The 17,474-nt window shown below is 64.6% G+C and carries 16 protein-coding genes; 8 read left to right on the plus strand and 8 right to left on the minus strand.

The genetic code is table 11. The features are described 5' to 3' along the window. Positions 1-169: 169 nt before the first annotated feature. From BMW66_RS04265 to purC, 6 genes are all read right to left on the minus strand, one after another. Positions 170-3,109, minus strand: coding sequence for an Rne/Rng family ribonuclease (locus BMW66_RS04265; protein WP_093115753.1), 2,940 nt, complete (start codon positions 3,107-3,109; stop codon positions 170-172). A 443-nt stretch (positions 3,110-3,552) separates the two neighbouring features. Further along, on the minus strand, positions 3,553-4,887 hold the full coding sequence (locus BMW66_RS04270; protein ID WP_093115755.1) for a sigma-54-dependent transcriptional regulator: 1,335 nt from the start codon (positions 4,885-4,887) through the stop codon (positions 3,553-3,555). Between the two features lie 14 nt (positions 4,888-4,901). After that, positions 4,902-6,665: a sensor histidine kinase gene (locus BMW66_RS04275; RefSeq protein WP_093115757.1), complete on the minus strand. Its 1,764-nt coding sequence runs from the start codon at positions 6,663-6,665 to the stop codon at positions 4,902-4,904. A gap of 36 nt (positions 6,666-6,701) precedes the next feature. Beyond that, positions 6,702-7,370: a phosphoribosylformylglycinamidine synthase subunit PurQ gene (gene purQ, locus BMW66_RS04280; RefSeq protein ID WP_093115759.1), complete on the minus strand. Its 669-nt coding sequence runs from the start codon at positions 7,368-7,370 to the stop codon at positions 6,702-6,704. Then, positions 7,367-7,609 carry a phosphoribosylformylglycinamidine synthase subunit PurS gene (purS, locus tag BMW66_RS04285; protein ID WP_093115761.1) on the minus strand — a complete coding sequence of 81 codons (243 nt, stop codon included), beginning with the start codon at positions 7,607-7,609 and terminating at the stop codon, positions 7,367-7,369. The genes purQ and purS overlap by 4 nt, the downstream gene beginning before the upstream one ends. 82 nt (positions 7,610-7,691) lie before the next feature. Next, positions 7,692-8,453, minus strand: coding sequence for a phosphoribosylaminoimidazolesuccinocarboxamide synthase (gene purC / locus BMW66_RS04290; protein WP_093115763.1), 762 nt, complete (start codon positions 8,451-8,453; stop codon positions 7,692-7,694). Positions 8,454-8,611: 158 nt separating this feature from the next. On the opposite strand from purC, the gene BMW66_RS04295 reads away from it, so the two are divergent. Together BMW66_RS04295 and bmt are read left to right on the plus strand one after the other, a co-directional pair. Continuing rightward, entirely contained in the window at positions 8,612-8,926 is a 315-nt protein-coding gene (locus BMW66_RS04295) for a DUF1476 domain-containing protein (protein WP_093115765.1), read from the plus strand. A gap of 181 nt (positions 8,927-9,107) precedes the next feature. Then, entirely contained in the window at positions 9,108-10,133 is a 1,026-nt protein-coding gene (gene bmt / locus BMW66_RS04300) for a betaine--homocysteine S-methyltransferase (RefSeq protein ID WP_093115767.1), read from the plus strand. Positions 10,134-10,207: 74 nt separating this feature from the next. Here the strand turns inward: bmt and BMW66_RS04305 are convergent, their stop codons facing one another. Further along, the gene (locus BMW66_RS04305) at positions 10,208-11,296 is read right to left on the minus strand and encodes a PA0069 family radical SAM protein (protein ID WP_093115932.1); all 1,089 of its coding nucleotides are present in this window, start codon (positions 11,294-11,296) and stop codon (positions 10,208-10,210) included. A 204-nt stretch (positions 11,297-11,500) separates the two neighbouring features. Between BMW66_RS04305 and BMW66_RS04310 the strand changes: the two genes are divergently transcribed. Both BMW66_RS04310 and BMW66_RS04315 read left to right on the plus strand, forming a co-directional pair. Beyond that, positions 11,501-12,205: a corrinoid protein gene (locus BMW66_RS04310; RefSeq protein WP_093115769.1), complete on the plus strand. Its 705-nt coding sequence runs from the start codon at positions 11,501-11,503 to the stop codon at positions 12,203-12,205. A gap of 70 nt (positions 12,206-12,275) precedes the next feature. Beyond that, positions 12,276-12,941 carry a DUF1638 domain-containing protein gene (locus tag BMW66_RS04315; protein ID WP_093115771.1) on the plus strand — a complete coding sequence of 222 codons (666 nt, stop codon included), beginning with the start codon at positions 12,276-12,278 and terminating at the stop codon, positions 12,939-12,941. Between the two features lie 46 nt (positions 12,942-12,987). Here the strand turns inward: BMW66_RS04315 and BMW66_RS04320 are convergent, their stop codons facing one another. Next, positions 12,988-13,611 (minus strand): helix-turn-helix domain-containing protein, encoded by a 624-nt coding sequence (locus tag BMW66_RS04320; protein WP_093115773.1) that lies wholly within the window; start codon positions 13,609-13,611, stop codon positions 12,988-12,990. 65 nt (positions 13,612-13,676) lie between these two features. Here BMW66_RS04320 and BMW66_RS04325 point away from each other — a divergent pair, with 65 nt between their 5' ends. From BMW66_RS04325 to BMW66_RS04340, 4 genes are read left to right on the plus strand one after another with little or no spacing between them, the layout of a single operon-like run. Beyond that, positions 13,677-15,191: a class I adenylate-forming enzyme family protein gene (locus BMW66_RS04325; RefSeq protein ID WP_093115775.1), complete on the plus strand. Its 1,515-nt coding sequence runs from the start codon at positions 13,677-13,679 to the stop codon at positions 15,189-15,191. A gap of 3 nt (positions 15,192-15,194) precedes the next feature. Then, on the plus strand, positions 15,195-15,836 hold the full coding sequence (locus BMW66_RS04330; protein ID WP_093115777.1) for a DsbA family oxidoreductase: 642 nt from the start codon (positions 15,195-15,197) through the stop codon (positions 15,834-15,836). Beyond that, entirely contained in the window at positions 15,833-16,195 is a 363-nt protein-coding gene (locus BMW66_RS04335; RefSeq protein WP_093115779.1) for a potassium channel family protein, read from the plus strand. The genes BMW66_RS04330 and BMW66_RS04335 overlap by 4 nt, the downstream gene beginning before the upstream one ends. Next, positions 16,192-17,436: a multidrug effflux MFS transporter gene (locus tag BMW66_RS04340; RefSeq protein WP_093115781.1), complete on the plus strand. Its 1,245-nt coding sequence runs from the start codon at positions 16,192-16,194 to the stop codon at positions 17,434-17,436. The genes BMW66_RS04335 and BMW66_RS04340 overlap by 4 nt, the downstream gene beginning before the upstream one ends. Positions 17,437-17,474 lie beyond the last annotated feature (38 nt).

Raw genomic sequence — 17,474 nt, forward strand, 5'->3', positions numbered from 1 at the left:
GTTTTGGACATGATGAAGGCAGCGCGCGTTGCAAGATGCGGTCAGAACGCCATCATCCGAACCAGTGGATCACACAACGGACCGCGAAAATCTCCTCGCTCCTGTCGCAAAACGCCACCCGGAAATCTCCCCGGGCGGCGCTGCGCATGTCAGGACATAACGACGTGGATCAGCTTCCCAGCGACCACCAGCCGCGACGTTTGCTGGCGGGCTTCTTCTTCTTTTCAGCGGCCGGTTTTTCCAGCACCTCGCCCTTTGAGTCAGCTGTTGTGTCGCTGTCGTTCGTGGCACTTTCCGGCTCTGCCTCTGCCTCGGCCGGTTCGTCCGGCGCGGTTGGGGCCTTCTGCTCCGGTTGTTCCGGTTCGGCCGGGGACGGCGCGGAGTCCGCCGGGGTCTGTTCCGGCTGTTCCACCGTCCGGGCCGCTTCGGCAGGTGCCGTTTCCGCCTCATGCGCGGCGGTGGCCGGCGTCGTGTCGGGGGCGGGCTCCGGCTTTGCCGGTGCGGCCGTGTCTGCCCCGGTCGCCTCGGGCGTGGGCGCTGCGACCTCCTGCGGTGCGGTGTCGGCCTTTGCGGGCTTCCTGCGGGTGCGGGTGCGGCGCTTTTTCGGCGCGGGCTCCGCGGCCTCGCCGGCCTCCTCGGGCGCCGTGTCGGCATCGCTGTCAACCGCGACCGCCTTTTGTGCCGAAGGCTCCGGCGTTGGGGCGTCGCTGCCGCTTTGATCCGGGGTATCGGGCGATGCTGCCTCGCCGCTCTGAGCGGTGCTGTCGCTGCTGTTGTCAGTCCCGTTGCCGTCGGCCTGATCCCCGTTGCCGGTTTTCTTCTTGCTGCGGCGACGGCGGCGACGCTTTTTCCTGGGCTTGTCGTCGCTCTCGGCCTGCGGCTGCTCCGGCTCCGGCTCTGGCCGGGGTTCGGTCACGACATCCGCCTCTTCGACGATGTTGTCGTCGTCGTCGATCTGTCCCATCAGGGCGGCATCGGCGGACACCACCGGCACGACCTCGGGCACGGTGCGGGTGGCGGTCTTGAATTTCTCAAGGCTGAAGTCGGGGGAGATCAGCATGGGATCCCCCTCGATGCGCACCGACAGGCCATAGCGCGCCTCGATCATCGCCACATGTTCGCGCTTGTGGTTCATGAGGTAGTTGGCAATCCCGATAGGTGCCTTGACCAGCACTTCGCGCGAGCGGCGGCGGGTGCCCTCTTCCTCGATCTCGCGCAGGATCGAAAGCGCAAGATTGTCGTCGGAACGGATCAACCCGGTGCCGTGACAATGCGGACAGGGCTGTGTCGTGGCCTCGATCATGCCGGGGCGCAAACGCTGGCGCGACATCTCCAGCAAGCCGAAGCCCGAGATGCGGCCCATCTGGATGCGGGCGCGATCCGTTTTCAGCTTGTCCTTGAGCATCTTCTCCACGGCGGCGTTGTTCTTGCGTTCATCCATGTCGATGAAGTCGATCACGATGAGGCCCGCAAGGTCACGCAGGCGCAGTTGGCGGGCCACCTCTTCGGCGGCCTCCAGATTGGTCTTGGTCGCCGTCTCCTCGATCGAGCCTTCCTTGGTGGCGCGACCGGAGTTCACGTCGATGGCCACGAGCGCCTCTGTCACGCCGATGACGATATAGCCACCTGACCTGAGCTGCACCGTGGGGTTGAACATCGACGACAGGTAGCTTTCGACCTGAAAACGCGCGAAGAGCGGGAGCGAGCCCTCGTATTTCTTCACGTTCTTGGCATGGGACGGCATGATCATCTTCATGAAGTCCTTGGCGATGCGGTAGCCGCGGTCGCCCTCCACCAGAACCTCGTCGATGTCGCGGCTGTAGAGGTCGCGGATCGAGCGTTTGATCAGGTCGCCCTCTTCGTAGATCTTGGCCGGCGCGATGGATTGCAGCGTCAGCTCGCGGATCTGTTCCCAGAGCCGTTGTAGGTATTCATAGTCGCGCTTGATCTCGGCCTTGGTGCGGTTGGCCCCGGCGGTGCGCACGATGAGCCCCGCGCCCTTGGGCACGTCGATCTCCGAGGCGATGGCCTTGAGTTTCTTGCGGTCCACGGCATTGGTGATCTTGCGGCTGATGCCGCCGCCACGGGCGGTGTTGGGCATGAGCACGCAGTAGCGGCCCGCGAGCGAAAGGTAGGTGGTCAGCGCCGCGCCCTTGTTGCCGCGTTCCTCTTTGACCACCTGCACCAGCATGATCTGGCGGACCTTGATCACCTCCTGGATCTTGTAGCGGCGCGGGCGGGCCTTGCGCGGCGGGCGGATGTCGTCGGTATCGTCATCATCGGCCACCGATTCAATGGTGTCATCCTTGGACGCGGCGTCGGAACGGCGCCGGCTGCCACGGCGATTGCCATTGTCGTCATCGCCGTCCGTGCCGTTATCCTCGGTTTCTTCGCCGGTGCCGGGATCGCGGGTGGCGAGCGCATCGCCGTGATCGGCGTTTGCGGCCATCGTCTTGCCACCGGAGCTGCCGGATGTATCGGAATCGTCGCCATCGTCGTCCGCGGAAGGCTCTTGCCCGGATGTGTCGTCCGGGGCATCGGGATTCGCGGATTGGGGCTTGGACTTGTCCTCGACCAGCGCCGAGGTTTCGGCGTCCGTGTCTTGCGAGGTGTCGAGGTCGATCGTTTCCATGCCGGAAATCTGACCGCTTTGCGGGGCTGAGTCTTCCGGTGCGTCATTCGACTCCGCTTCCGGTGCCGCCCCTTTCGGTGCGTCATCGGTTTCGGGCTTGGCCTGCTTGGGCTTTCGCGCACGGCTGCGGCGGGCGCGGGCCGGTTTGGGGTTGTCCTCTTCCTCGTCGCGCTCTTTCTGGGCCTCGGCCAGAGCGCGCTCTTCCTCCATCAGCGCCTCGCGGTCGGCGACGGGGATCTGATAGTAGTCGGGATGAATCTCGGAAAACGCGAGAAACCCGTGCCGGTTGCCGCCGTAATCGACGAAGGCCGCCTGAAGCGACGGTTCGACCCGCGTTACCTTTGCGAGATAGATATTGCCAGCAAGCTGGCGCTTGTTTTCGGATTCAAAATCAAATTCCTCGACTTTGTTTCCATCCACCACAACAACGCGGGTTTCTTCCGCGTGCGTGGCGTCTATGAGCATTTTCTTTGCCATTTTGTCCGTTTGCACCCGTACGACACCCGCGCCCGGGGGGCGCGAGTGTCGCGTCGGGGTGTCTTGTCAGGGCGAATGATGGCGCGCGGCAGACAGGGCCGCTTGCGGCCTCTGCTCTGACACTCATGTTTTGCGCGCGCTTCATCGCGGTTCTTCTCCGACGCTCGGCCCCTTGCGGGAGCACCGCGCCTGTTGCATGCCCGCCGCTTGCGCGATCCGGGCGACTTTCCGGCCTCATTTTCAAGTAAGGCCTAATCGGTCCGACCGGGCGACCGCGGGGTTTAAGGCCCCGTGCGGTCAGGGTCGGCGAAACTCTTGCGGACCGGTTCAAATCCACCGGACTCCGTCTTTCTCAACATAAGGCCAGCGCGCGGGCAATTACAATGGGCAAAACCCAAGAAATGGCGCGGTGGAAATATGCAACCATCGCGCGAGCGGAACGTTCAGATATAATCGGAGCGTTGCAGGCCGTATTTGGCCATCTTCTCGTTCAGGGTGCGGCGCGGCAGGCAAAGCTCCTCCATCACGGCAGCGATGGAGCCACGGTGGCGGCGCATCGTGTTGTCGATGAGCATACGTTCGAACGCTTCCACATATTCCTTAAGCGGTTTGCCGTCGGTGGTCATCACGGGCTGCATCTCGTCGTGATCGGACATCAGCAGAGAGGCGATGGTCCCCTCGCCCCTGCGCGATTGCAGCACCGCGCGTTCGGCCAGATTGATGAGTTGGCGCACGTTGCCCGGCCAGGGCGCCTGAAGAAGTTGCGCGGCTTCCTGCGCGCTGACCTTGGGGGCGTCGCAGCCATATTCTTCGGCGAATTGCTCTGACATGCGGGTGAAGAGGGTCAGAATATCCTCTCCGCGCTGGCGCAACGGCGGCACGGTGATGCGCAGCGCGGCCAGACGGTAATACAGATCGGGGCGCAGCGCGTCCTCGCAGGTGCGGTCCTGTTCCTGAAGGTTGCAGATTGCGATGATGCGGGTTTCGGCGGGGGTGCCCTGTTCGTTGATCACGCTGAGAAGCCGCGCCTGGAGCGTATCGCTCAGAGCCTCGACCCCCTCCAGGACAAGCGTGCCGCCGCGCGCCTCCTCGATGGCGGGAAGCTGGCTGTCTTCGGGTTGCATCGGTCCGAAAAGCCGCTTGGAAAGCGCCTCTTCTTCCCATGCCGAACAGCTTACCAACACGAATTTCCGTCCCGCGCGGCTTCCGACCGCATGCAGGGCATGGGCCACCAGCGTCTTGCCCGTGCCGGTTTCCCCGTCGATGAGCACATGGCCGTCGGCCTGTCCGAGATCGAGGATATCCTCGCGCAGGCGCTGCATCGCCGGGCTGGCGCCGATCAGTTTCTTCATGAGTTGCCCGCCATCAGACAATTCGCGCCGCAACGCGCGGTTGTCGAGGGTCAGGCGGCGGGCGTTGGCGGCCTTCTTGGCAAGCTGGCTCATCCGGTCGGGGTTGAAGGGTTTCTCAAGAAAATCAAAGGCCCCGATGCGCATCGCCTCCACCGCAATCGGGACGTCGCCGTGGCCGGTGATCATGATCACCGGCAGCGCGGAATCGCTGCCCATGAGTTTTCTGAGGAACTGTATCCCGTCCATGCCGGGCATCTTGATGTCGGAAATGACAATGCCGGGATAATCCGGGCCCAGGGCCTTGAGCGCATCCTCTGCGCTGGCGAAGGTCTCGGTGTCATACCCCGAGAGGGCGAGCCACTGGCTGATTGACTGACGCATATCCTGTTCGTCGTCGATGATCGCGATTTTCATTGCCTGAGCCATCTGCGTTCCAATTCCTATTCCGCCGCCTCGATCTCGTCACTCAAGATAGGCAACTGCATCTCGAATACAGCCCCGCCGTCCTGACCGTTTCGCGCGGTCAGCCGCCCGCCAAGGTCGTTCACGATTCCCGAAGAAATGGCAAGCCCGAGTCCCACGCCTTCACCCGGCTGCTTGGTGGTGTAGAACGGTTCGAACAGGGCATCGAGATTGTCGATGCCCGGCCCGTTGTCGCGCACCGACAGCGTCGCGGTCTCGCCCGCCGCAAGGATCACCTCGATCTCGGGTTCACGCACTGATTTCGTGGCATCCACCGCGTTGCGCAGCAGGTTGACCATCACCTGTTCGATGCGCACCCGGTCGCCCATCACCCGCACGGGATGGTCGGGCAGGATACGACTGATGCGAACCTTGCGCTGACGCAATTGCGGCTCCATCATCGACAGCGCGGAGGCCAGCGCTTCGCCCATGTCAACGGGGTGGAACTCCTCCCCGCCCTTGCGGGCGTAGGATTTGAGCTGCCGGGTGATCGCCCCCATCCGCTCGATCAGATCGTCGATGCGCTGAAAGCTCGACAGCGCCTCTTCGGGGCGGTTGCGGCGCAGCAGCAGGCGCGCGCCGGCAAGATAGGTTTTCATCGCCGCCAGCGGCTGGTTCAGCTCATGGCTGACAGCGGCGGACATTTCACCCAGCGCGGCCAGCTTGGAGCTTTGGGCGAGGGACTGCTCGACCACCGCAAGGCTGTGTTGCATGCGCTCCCGCTCGGCAATTTCCCGCTGAAGGCGCTGGTTCAAGACGCGCAGGCTTGCCGATTCCCGCTGAAACAACGCCATGCGCAGGGCGTTCTTGCGGCTTGAAAAATAGAAGGTGAGCGCAAAGAGAATCGCGAACCCCATGATTTCGAGCGCCAGAACGCTGTTCACCCGTTCGCGCACGCTGGCATAGGTGGTAAAGGAGGTAATGCCCCATCCGCGAAAGGGGATGCGCGCGCCCATCCGCATCACCGCCTCGCCGCGGATATAGGCGTCGGCGGGCAGTGCAGTCCAGTCGGCGGTGGCCTGTATCGCACGTTCGATCGCGCCCTGGGCGGGCTGCCGCGCGAGCGCCTCATCCTCGGTCAGGCCGCGCCAGCGCGGCTCTGTGGCGAGGATGATGATCCCGTCGCTGTTGGTGACATAAACCGCGTCGGAAATCCCCGCCCAGGCGCGTTCGAATTTTTGCAGATCCACCTCCACCGCGATCACGCCGATGGTGTCACCCTGCGCCTCGATCCGGCGGGAATAGAAAAAGCGATAGCCGGTGCCTTCGGTCGGAATAGCCGAAAAAACAGTGCTGCTGGCACGCATGGCGTCAACATAGAAGGCGTCCTGAAGGTGATCGGAGCCGAGCCGGTTGCGATCGGTCGCGGCCACGGTGCGCCCATCGGAATCGAGCAGCATGAGCGACGCGGCGCCGATCTCTTCGACAAAGGAAATGAGCCGGGCGGTGGATTGCGAGAAATCCTCAGAGTTCAATGCTCCGATGAGCGCCGGGTCTTTCGCCAGAAGCTGCGGCACGATGGCGTTTCGGCTCAACTCTGCCTGAAGGTTTCCGGAATAGAGCGTCAGGCGAAGTTCCGCACGGTTGCGCGTGGTTTCGGTGAAACGGTCCGTAAGATAGCTATTGGTGATCCAGACAGTGATACCCGCCAGAACGCACAACACCGCCAGCACGGCACGCACACGCCAGCTTATCGTGCCCGGCCTCGCGGGAGTCGGGTTCTGGGGGACCACCTCTTTCATGGCAAGAGACTACGCCGCCGCCGCGGCATGCTCAAGTCACGCCATTGCAAACTGACTCGCCAACGCGCGGAACATTGCCGCCCCGTCGCTGCCGCCATGTCCCGCGTCTGCCGCGCGCTCTGGATGCGGCATCATGCCGAGCACCCGGCGATTGTCCGACAGAACGCCGGCGATGTCGGCCACGGAGCCATTGGGATTGTCGAGATAGGAAAAGGCGATGCGATCCGCATCGCGCAGCCGCGCGAGCGTGCCTTCGTCCGCGAAATAGTTGCCATCGTGATGGGCAATCGGGATCATGATCTCCTGCCCGGCCTGATAGCCGGAGGTGAAGGCGCTGTCGGCCGTCTCCACCTTCAGACCGACAGTGCGGCAGATGTATTTCAGACCCGCGTTGCGGCGCAGCGCGCCGGGCAGAATTCCGGTTTCGGTCAAAACCTGAAAACCGTTGCAGATTCCCAGGACATAGCCGCCGCGGCTGGCATGGTCGATCACCGCGCGGCAGATCGGGGAGTTGGCCGCGATGGCGCCACAGCGCAGGTAGTCGCCGAAGGAAAATCCGCCCGGCACCCCCACGATGTCGATCCCGTCCGGCATGGACGTGTCCTTGTGCCAGACCATATCCACGCTGAAGCCCGCCCGCTCGAAGGCGACCTTCAGATCGCGGTCGCAGTTGGAGCCGGGAAAGACGATGACCGCCGCTCTCATTGGGCGATCTCCACCCGGTAGCTTTCGATCACGGTATTGGCGAGCAGCTTTTCGCACATCTCGGTGACACTCGCCTCAGCCCTTGTTGCATCGGTTTCAGTCAGTTCAAGCTCTATCACCTTGCCCTGACGCACCCCTTCGACGCCATCAAAGCCAAGCGTGGCGAGCGCGTGGCGCACCGCCTCGCCCTGCGGGTCGAGTACCCCGCTTTTCAGCATCACATAGACCCGTGCCTTCATGTCCGTTCTCTCCGCTCCGGTCATCATGACGGCGGTGCCGCCCCGTTCGTTCCCCGTCCCGCGCCCGAAGGCCGGTGCGGGATCAGTTGATCAGTGTCGGTTTCGACATCGGCGTCGTGCCCTTGGGCATCACGCCGAGTCGCCGCGCCACCTCTGCGTAGGCATCGGTCAGGTTGCCAAGATCGCGGCGGAACACGTCCTTGTCGAGCTTGCGTCCGGTTTCCAGATCCCACAGGCGACAACTGTCGGGGCTGATTTCATCGGCCACGACAAGGCGCTGAAAATCGCCGTCATAAACGCGGCCCACCTCGATCTTGAAATCGACGAGCCGGATACCGACGCCGAACATGACCCCCGACATGAAATCGTTGACCCGCAGCGCGAGGCTCAGGATGTCGTCCATGTCCTGCTGGCTGGCCCAGCCGAAGGCGGCGATATGCTCCTCTGTCACCAGCGGATCGCCGAGCTTGTCGTCCTTGTAGCAGTATTCCACGATCGGGCGGGGAAGCTGCGTGCCCTCTTCGATGCCGAGCCGCGTTGACAGCGATCCGGCGGCATAGTTGCGCACGATCACTTCCAGCGGGATGATCTCGCAGGCCCGCACAAGCTGCTCACGCATGTTGAGCCGCTTGAGAAAATGCGTCGGCACGCCGACATTGTTCAGCCCGGTCATGAAATATTCGGACAGGCGGTTGTTGAGCGCGCCCTTGCCGTCGATCACATCGCGTTTTTCCGCGTTGAAGGCGGTGGCGTCATCCTTGAAATACTGGACAAGAGTGCCGGGCTCCGGTCCTTCATAGAGAATTTTCGCCTTGCCTTCGTAAATCTTGTTGCGACGCGCCATCGGGGTCTCTTTCATCAATGCAGGGCTGAGTCCCCGTCAATGGCGTTCTCTTAATCCATGGGCGGCTTTGTCGCAAGCACGCCTGCCCTCTTGCAGCACGGCCCCCATCCGGGCATATCTGGACCAACCTGAAACGCCTGCAAGGGATACCTGGACAGATGAACACCTTCGATGACCGCGAGAAAGCCTTCGAGAACAAGTTCGCCCATGACGAAGAGATGAAGTTCCGGGCGCAGGCCCGCTGCAACAAGCTTCTGGGGCTGTGGGCCGCGGAGATCCTCGGCAAGACGGGCGAGGAGGCCAATGAATACGCCAAATCGGTGGTGATCGCCGATTTCGAGGAGGCCGGTCACGAGGACGTGGTGCGCAAGGTCGCGGGCGATCTGGACGGACGCGTGAGCGCCGAGGAGATTCGCGCCAAGATGGCCGAGCTTCTCAAGATCGCCAAGGACCAGCTTCTCAAGGAAGTCTAGGCGCGAGGCGGCGCGAGACAACGGCGCCCGGACCGTTGGTTCGGGCGTTTTGCATTGCAAACTCGGGCCGCGATCTCATATTGACCATCAACAGAGTGACTTTGCGGTGCGCGCGCCGGCATGGCAGAGGGTGTTCACTCGGTCCCCGCCGCTTATCCCACCTCTGAGAGGAGCGCCCTTCATGACCAACGCGCTGAGCCGTCTTCTGGACACCCGTGACTGGATCCTGGCCGATGGTGCCACCGGCACCAACCTGTTCAACATGGGGCTTATGTCGGGCGATGCGCCGGAGTTCTGGAATCTCGATCAGCCCGACAAGATCCGCAAGCTGTACGGCGATGCGGTCGCGGCGGGCAGCGATCTTTTCCTGACCAATTCCTTCGGCGGCAATGCCTCCCGGCTCAAGCTGCACGAGGCGCAGGGCCGGGTGCGGGAGCTTAACCGCGCGGCGGCGGAGCTTGGCCGCGAGGTGGCCGACGCGGCGGGCCGTCCGGTCGTGGTGGCAGGGTCGGTCGGCCCCACCGGCGACATCATGCAGCCGGTCGGAACACTCAGCCACGCCGAAGCGGTGGAGATCTTTCACGAACAGGCCGAGGGCCTGAAGGAGGGCGGGGTCGATATCCTCTGGCTGGAGACCATCTCGGCGCCCGAGGAATACCGCGCGGCGGCCGAAGCCTTTGCGCTGGCGGATATGCCGTGGTGCGGGACGATGAGCTTCGACACCGCCGGACGCACGATGATGGGCGTGACATCCGCCGATATGGTGCAGCTTGTCGAAGGCCTGCCGAACCCGCCGATCGCCTTCGGCGCCAATTGCGGCACCGGGGCGGCGGATTTGCTGCGCACGGTTCTGGGCTTTGCCGCGCAGGGCACGGAGCGGCCGCTGATCGCGAAGGGCAACGCCGGGATTCCGAAATACGAGGACGGGCATATCCACTATGACGGCACCCCGGCGCTCATGGCCGATTACGCGGTGATGGCGCGCGATTGCGGCGCCACGATCATTGGCGGGTGCTGCGGAACGATGCCGGAGCATCTTGCCGCCATGCGCGAGGCGCTGGAGACGCGGCCCCGCGGGCCGCGCCCGACACTGGAGCAGATCACCGCCGCGCTTGGGGCATTTTCCTCGGCCGGAGATGGCACCGGGGCGGATGCGCGCAGCGCGGCGCCCGAACGCCGCCGGGGCCGCCGCCGCCCGCGCGCCTGAGAACACAGGCACCCCCGCGCTTGCCATCCTGTCGGGACGCCTCCGGCGGGAGTATTTGACGAACAGAGAACGGGTCAGAACAGCGCAAGCTGATCGCCGCAGGCCAGCGGCGGGGCGAACAGATCGCGGCGCAGTGGCGGCAACGCCTCGGACAGGCCGAGCCGCCGCATGGCGAGGCGAAAGCGATGCGCGATCATCTGCGCATGGTGTCCCTCGCCGCGCATCCGCTTGCCCCAGTCGGGACTGTAGTCCTGCCCGCCGTGCATCTCCCGCAGGCGGGCCATGACGCGGGCCGCGCGGTCCGGACGGTGCGCCTGAAGCCAGTCCTGAAACAGCGGCGAGACCTCGCGCGGCAGGCGCAGCATGATCCAGCTTGCCGCCGTGGCGCCCGCGTCCCTTGCAGCGGTGAGCAGGCCCTCGATCTCATGGTCGGTGAGCGCGGGCACCACCGGGGCCATCATCACCCGCACCGGCACGCCGGCCTGCGCGAGCGCGCTGATCGTGGCAAGCCTGCGGGCGGGGGGCGGCACGCGCGGCTCCATCGCGCGGGACAGTCCCGCGTCGAGCGTCGTCACCGAGATCCCGACATGCGCAAGCCCCTTCGCGGCCATGTCCGACAGGATGTCGAGATCCCGCTCGATCAGCGTGCCCTTGGTCACGATGGCGACCGGATGGTTGAAATCGCGCAGGACCTTCAGGCAGTTGCGCGTGATCTCATGGGTCTTTTCCACGGGCTGATAGGGGTCGGTATTGGTGCCGAACGCCATCGGCGCGGGGCGATAGCGGCGCGCGCGCAACTCCTGTTCCAGCACCTTCGCAATGCCGGGGCGCGCGATCAGGCGGGTTTCGAAATCGAGGCCCGGTGAAAACCCGAGGTAGGCGTGGCTGGGCCGGGCGAAACAGTAGATGCAGCCATGCTCGCACCCGCGATAGGGATTGACCGAGCGATCGAACGGCACATCGGGAGAGGTGTTGCGCGTGATCGCGCTGCGCGGGCGTTCGGTGGTGACGAAGGTGCGGAAGGCGGCACGGTCTTCAGGGCCATCCCATCCGTCATGTGTCTCCTCCCGCACGAGGCGTTCGAAACGGCCCGAATGATTGCTTTGCGCACCGCGGGCGCGGCGGCGGTTGGTGTCGATCGGGAGGGGATCATGCTCTGACATGGGCAATGTATAGAACATAGAGGGAACATTCGCAATTTCTTCATGTCTGACATGAGTAATTGCCATCACACGGAATTGAAAAAGCCGTTATAGGTCGGTGGCGAAGGCGACGGTGTCGCAAATTTGACATCATGTCGCAGGGCTTCCCCTACAAGCTGCGGCAAGAAGATCCAGGCGCGTACCCTACGCAGACAAGGAAGTGCTATGGCGGAAGACGACGACGACATCATTCTCGCGGACCTCGACGACGATGAACTGGTTCAGCAGATGTTCGACGATCTCTATGACGGTCTCCGAGAGGAGATCGAGGAGAGCGTGCAGATCCTGCTTGCGCGGGGCTGGGCCCCCTACAAGATTCTCACGGAGGCGCTTGTCGGCGGAATGACAATCGTGGGCGCCGATTTCCGCGACGGAATCCTCTTCGTGCCGGAGGTACTTCTGGCGGCCAACGCGATGAAGGGCGGGATGCAGATTCTCAAGCCGCTGCTGGCGGAAACCGGCGCGCCGCGCATGGGCTCCATGGTGATCGGAACGGTGAAGGGCGATATCCACGACATCGGCAAGAACCTTGTCAGCATGATGATGGAAGGCGCCGGGTTCGAGGTGGTCGATCTGGGAATCAACAACCCGGTGGAAAACTACCTTGAGGCGCTGGATGAGCATAAGCCCGACATCCTTGGCATGTCCGCGCTTCTGACGACCACGATGCCCTACATGAAGGTGGTGATCGACACGCTGATCGAGCAGGGGCGGCGCGACGATTACATCGTGCTGGTGGGCGGTGCGCCGCTCAACGAGGAGTTCGGCAAGGCGATCGGCGCGGATGCCTATTGCCGCGATGCCGCCGTTGCGGTGGAGACGGCGAAAGCCTATGTCGCCCGCAAGCACAATGCGATGGCCGCTGGCTGAGCGGGCTCGGCATTCACATCGGAAGGGCCCGCCAAGCCACTGGCGGGCCTTTGCTTTTCGAGGTCATGAGATGAGCGGGATCAGCGACAGCGATCTGACCGAAATGGGGCTGCCCCCCGGCACCGACAAGGGGCGCGTGTTGGTCATCGCCTGCGGGGCGCTGGCGCGGGAGATCCTCGACCTGCGGGCGGCGAATGGCTGGGATCATCTGCATCTGGCCTGCCTGCCCGCGATCCTGCACAACACGCCCGACAAGATCACGGACGCGGTGCGCGCAGCGGTGGACAAGCACCGGGGCAGCTTCGACTCGATCTTCGTCGCCTATGCCGATTGCGGCACCGGCGGGGCATTGCAGCGCGCCTGCGACGAGATGGGGGTGGAGATGATCCAGGGGCCCCATTGTTACAGCTTTTTCCAGGGAAATCAGGACTTTGCCGCGAAAAGCGAAGACGAGATCACCGCCTTCTACCTGACCGATTTCCTCGTCCGGCAGTTCGATGCCTTCGTCACAAAACCGCTTGGCCTTGACCGGCACCCGGAGCTTCGGGACATGTATTTCGGCAATTACACGAAACTGGTTTATCAGGCGCAGACCGACGATCCGGCCCTGACCGAAAAGGCGCGGGCCTGCGCGGACTTCCTCGGCCTCGACTTCGAGCGGCGTTTCACCGGCTATGGCGATCTGGCGGAGGCGCTGGAAAGGGCCGCGAAAGGCGAGGCTGCACCACGTCGGTAAAACGTCGGTATTGCGTCGGTATCGGCCCCGTCCCCCGGGTGTCGGGTCAGGTCAGCGAGGTAACCCAGAGAATCATCGCGTCCTCGGGGCTGATCGAAATCACGTTGTGGCCCATCGCGGCGTCGTAATAGGCGCTGTCGCCACGGCGCATCTCGAACGGTTCATAATATTCCGTGTAAAGGCGGATCACCCCGGTGAGGACATAGAGAAACTCCTCTCCGTCGTGGCGCACCCAGCCGTCGAACTCCTCCATGGAGCGGGCGCGGATGCGGGCGCGGTAGGGGAGCATCTGCTTGCGGCTCAGGGTTTCGGCCAGAAGCTCATGCTCATAGGTCGTCGTGACCTGATGCATCCCCTCGCCGGAGTTCGTCGTCACCATGCGGCCGTTGACCTGCCCGTGGCGCGGCTGCGAGAAAAGCTGCGGCACGGTAATCTGCAACCCCACGGCGAGTTTGCGCAGCGCGTCGAAGGTGGGCGACATCTGGCCGTTCTCGATCTTGGACAGGGTGGAGCGGGCCAGCCCCGCCTGCCGCGCCGCCTGTTCCAGCGTCCAGCCCTGCGCCTTGCGCAGCTCGCGTACCCGCGCGCCAAGATCGAGCGGTTCGGGATTCTCCGCGTTACCCGCCTCTCGCGCGACGCGGATGAGGGTTCTGGGGTCGGTCTTTTTCATGACGAGCCTATAGCCCCGCCCGGCGCGCACTTGCAACCCGCAAGGGCGCGGCATAGCAATGCCGCATGCTGTCGGTTTTCGATCAAGGCCCCCCGCCCCCCTGCCCCGCGCCGTTCAACATGGCCGCGTATGTGCTGGCGCATGCCGAGAGCCAGCCCGACAAGATCGCGCTCTCGGTGGTCTCGCCCACGCGGTCCGAGCGGTGGAGCTATGGGCGGCTTCGCGATGCCGTGCTGGGCACCGGCGCGGGGCTTCTGGCGCGGGGGCTGCGGCCCGGCGACCGGGTGGTGATGCGGCTGGGCAATTCGGTGGAGTTTCCGATTGCCTATCTCGGCGCCATCGCGGTGGGGATCGTGCCGGTGCCCACCTCCGCCATGCTCACCGCCGGGGAGGTGGCGCGGATCGTCGATGACATCGCGCCGGGGGCGATCCTGCGTGACCCCGAGATCGCCAGCCCCGACGCTCCGGGCGTGCCCGAGATCGGGCTGGAGAGGCTGGTGGCGATGCGCGATCTGCCCGGCGCACCCTATGCGATGGGCGATCCGGAGCGGGAAGCCTATATCGTCCAGACCTCCGGCACGGCGGGGCGCCCGCGCGCCGTGGCCCATGCGCATCGCGCGATCTGGGCACGGCGGATGATGCATGACGGGTGGTACGGGATCGGCGGGCAGGACCGGCTGTGCCATGCGGGGGCGTTCAACTGGACCTATACGCTTGGCACCGGGCTGATGGATCCCTGGAGCGTGGGGGCAAGCGCGCTTATCCCCGCGCCGGGGGTGGAGATTGCCGCGCTGCCGCTTTTGCTGCGGCGGCATCAGGCGACGATATTCGCCGCCGCGCCGGGGGTTTACCGCAAGATTCTTGCCGCGCAGAACGAGATTTTGCTACCCGATCTGCGCCATGGGCTGAGCGCGGGGGAAAAGCTGTCCGATGCGATCCGAGAGGGCTGGCACAAGGCGACCGGCACCGCGATCTATGAGGCCTTTGGCATGTCGGAATGTTCCACGTTCATTTCCGCCAGCCCCGAGGCGCCCGCGCCCGCCCACAGCCTTGGCCGGCCACAGGCCGGGCGGCGCGTCGCCATCGTGGATGACGCCGGTCCGGTGGAGATCGGCACCGAAGGGGTGATCGCGGTGTCGTCACGCGATCCGGGGCTGATGCTCGGATATGTCGGGGCGGAGACGGAAACCCGCGCACGCTTTGCCGGGGAGTGGTTCCTGACCGGCGATCTGGGCCAGATGGACGCGGATTTCAACATCACCTACAAGGGGCGGGCCGACGACATGATGAACGCGGGCGGATACCGCGTCTCACCGCTGGAGGTGGAGCACGCGCTCTCGCGCTTTCCGGGCATCGGCGCGGTCGGCGTGGCGGAGGTGGAGGTCAAGCGCGACGCGCGGGTGATCGCGGCCTTCTACACCGCCGAAGAGACGATCGACGAGGCGGCGCTGGCCGGTTTTGCCGCGGCCAATCTCGCACGATACAAACAGCCGCGCATCTGGCGGCGGCTCGATACCCTGCCCACCGGACCGAATGGCAAACTCTCGCGCCGGGCGCTGCGCGCGTTGATGGAGGATTAAGCGATGATCAAACTCGATATCATGTCGGACCCGATCTGCCCGTGGTGCTATATCGGAAAGGCGCTTCTGGAACAGGCGTTGGCGGCGGAGCCCGATCCGCCCTTTGCCATCGAATGGCATCCCTTTCAACTCAACCCCGAGATGCCGCCCGAAGGCATGGACCGGCGCGCCTATCTGGAGGCGAAGTTCGGCGGCCGGGAGGCGGCGGTCAAGACCTATGCCCAGATCGCGCAAAAAGCCGAAGAGGCGGGGCTGTCGCTCGATTTCGGCGCCATCGCGCGCACGCCCAACACCATCGACGCGCACCGGCTCATCCACTGGGCCGGGATCGAGGGCAGGCAGCAAGACGTCGTGGATGCGCTGTTCCGGGCCTATTTCGAGGAGGGCCGCGATATTGGCGAGCATGACACTCTAGCCGATATCGCCGACGCGGCCGGGATGGACGCCGCGGCGGTGCGGCGGCTTCTGACCTCGGACGCGGATGTGGAGGAGATCCGCACGCGCGACGCGCAGGCGCGCGAAATGGGGGTGACCGCGGTGCCCACCTTCATCGTGGCCGGCCAGCACGCGGTGCCCGGCGCGCAGCCGCCCGAGCTCTGGACGCGGGTGATCGCGGAGATCAACGCGCGGCAGGACGGGGAATGAACCCGATGCTGCGCATTCTCGCGCTTCTGGCGCTCTTGGCGCCGGTGATCGCGGCGGGGACCGTGTTCTTTCATCATGTCGAGGGCTGGAGCTGGGTGGACAGCTATTTCTTTTCGGTGGTGACGCTTTCGACCGTGGGCTATGGGGAGCTGGTCCCGGCTACGACGCTGGGCAAGATCGGCACAACGGTGTTCATTTTCATCGGGCTGGGAATTTTCGCCGTTGTGATTCAGCAAATCGGGCGGATGGCTGCAGAAAACCGGCTTACGCATACCGAATGGCTGATTGCGCGACTGGGCCACCACAAGGCGGAGCAGGAACCGGAGGCCGCCAACGAGGATGACAGGCCCGAACCATGACAGCCCCCCGATTGCCGATCTCGCGCGTGGAGTTCACCGCGCTCTGCGCGATGATGTTCGCCACCATCGCCTTTTCCATCGACGCGATGCTGCCCGCGCTGCCCGAGATCGGCGCGGAGCTGAGCCCCGACAACGTCAACCGCGCGCAGCTCATCCTGACGAGTTTCGTTCTGGGCATGGGGGTGGGCACGTTCTTCACCGGGCCGCTGTCGGACAGGTTCGGACGCAAGCCGGTGGTGTATGCGGGGGCCGCGCTTTATATCGGGTCGGCGGGGCTGGCGTGGATGGCCCAGTCGCTTGAACTGGTGCTGGCGGCACGGTTCCTGCAAGGTCTGGGGGCGGCGGGGCCAAGGGTGGTGACGCTCGCCATCATCCGCGATCTGGTCTCTGGGCGCGAGATGGCGCGGATGATGTCCTTTGCGATGATGGTCTTCACGCTGGTGCCGGCGATCGCGCCGACGCTGGGCGCGGCGATCATCGCCTTCACCGGCTGGCGCGGAGTGTTCGCGGCCTTCATGCTGTTTTCGCTGATCTCCGTGCTGTGGCTGCATATCCGCCTGCCCGAGCCGCTGGCACCGGAGAACCGCCGCCCGTTCCGGCCCCGGCTGATCGTGGCCGCGCTTGGCGAGATGTGGGCGATCCCGGCGGTGCGCCTCCCGATGATGGTGCAGTCGCTGTGCTTTGCCATGTTGTTCACGATGATCAGCACGGTGCAGCAGGTGTTTGACATCACCTTCGAACAGGGGGCGAGTTTTCCGTTCTGGTTCGGGGTGATCGCCATCGTCGCCGGATCGGCCAGCCTTCTGAACGCGGCGCTGGTGATGCGTCTGGGAATGCGGGTCATGGTGACGGTGACGCTTGGCGCGCAGATGGGCCTGTCGGGCGCGATGGTCCTGTGCTGGTTTGTGATCCCGGAGATGGGCGTGCTTTTCGCGGTGTTCCTGCTGTGGCAGGCGACGGTCTTCTTTCAGGCGGGGCTGACCATCGGGAACCTCAACGCGATGGCGATGGAGCCGCTGGGCCACATGGCGGGCACGGCGGCCAGCGTGATGGGCGCGGTGTCCACCGTGGCGGGGGCGGCGCTGGCGGTGCCGGTGGGACTTCTGTTCAATGGCACGCCGGTGCCGCTCGCGCTGGGGCTGGGGGTCGAGGCGGCCCTTGGTTTTGCGCTCATGATGCATTTGCGGCGGATCGAGGCGCGGGACGCGAAGCGCGCGCCTGTCCCGGCTGTCGGAATTTGAGTATTTGTGGAACAAAGAAAGGTCAGACATTTTTCGGG

The sequence above is a fragment of the Salinihabitans flavidus genome (assembly GCF_900110425.1).
GTDB lineage: Bacteria > Pseudomonadota > Alphaproteobacteria > Rhodobacterales > Rhodobacteraceae > Salinihabitans > Salinihabitans flavidus.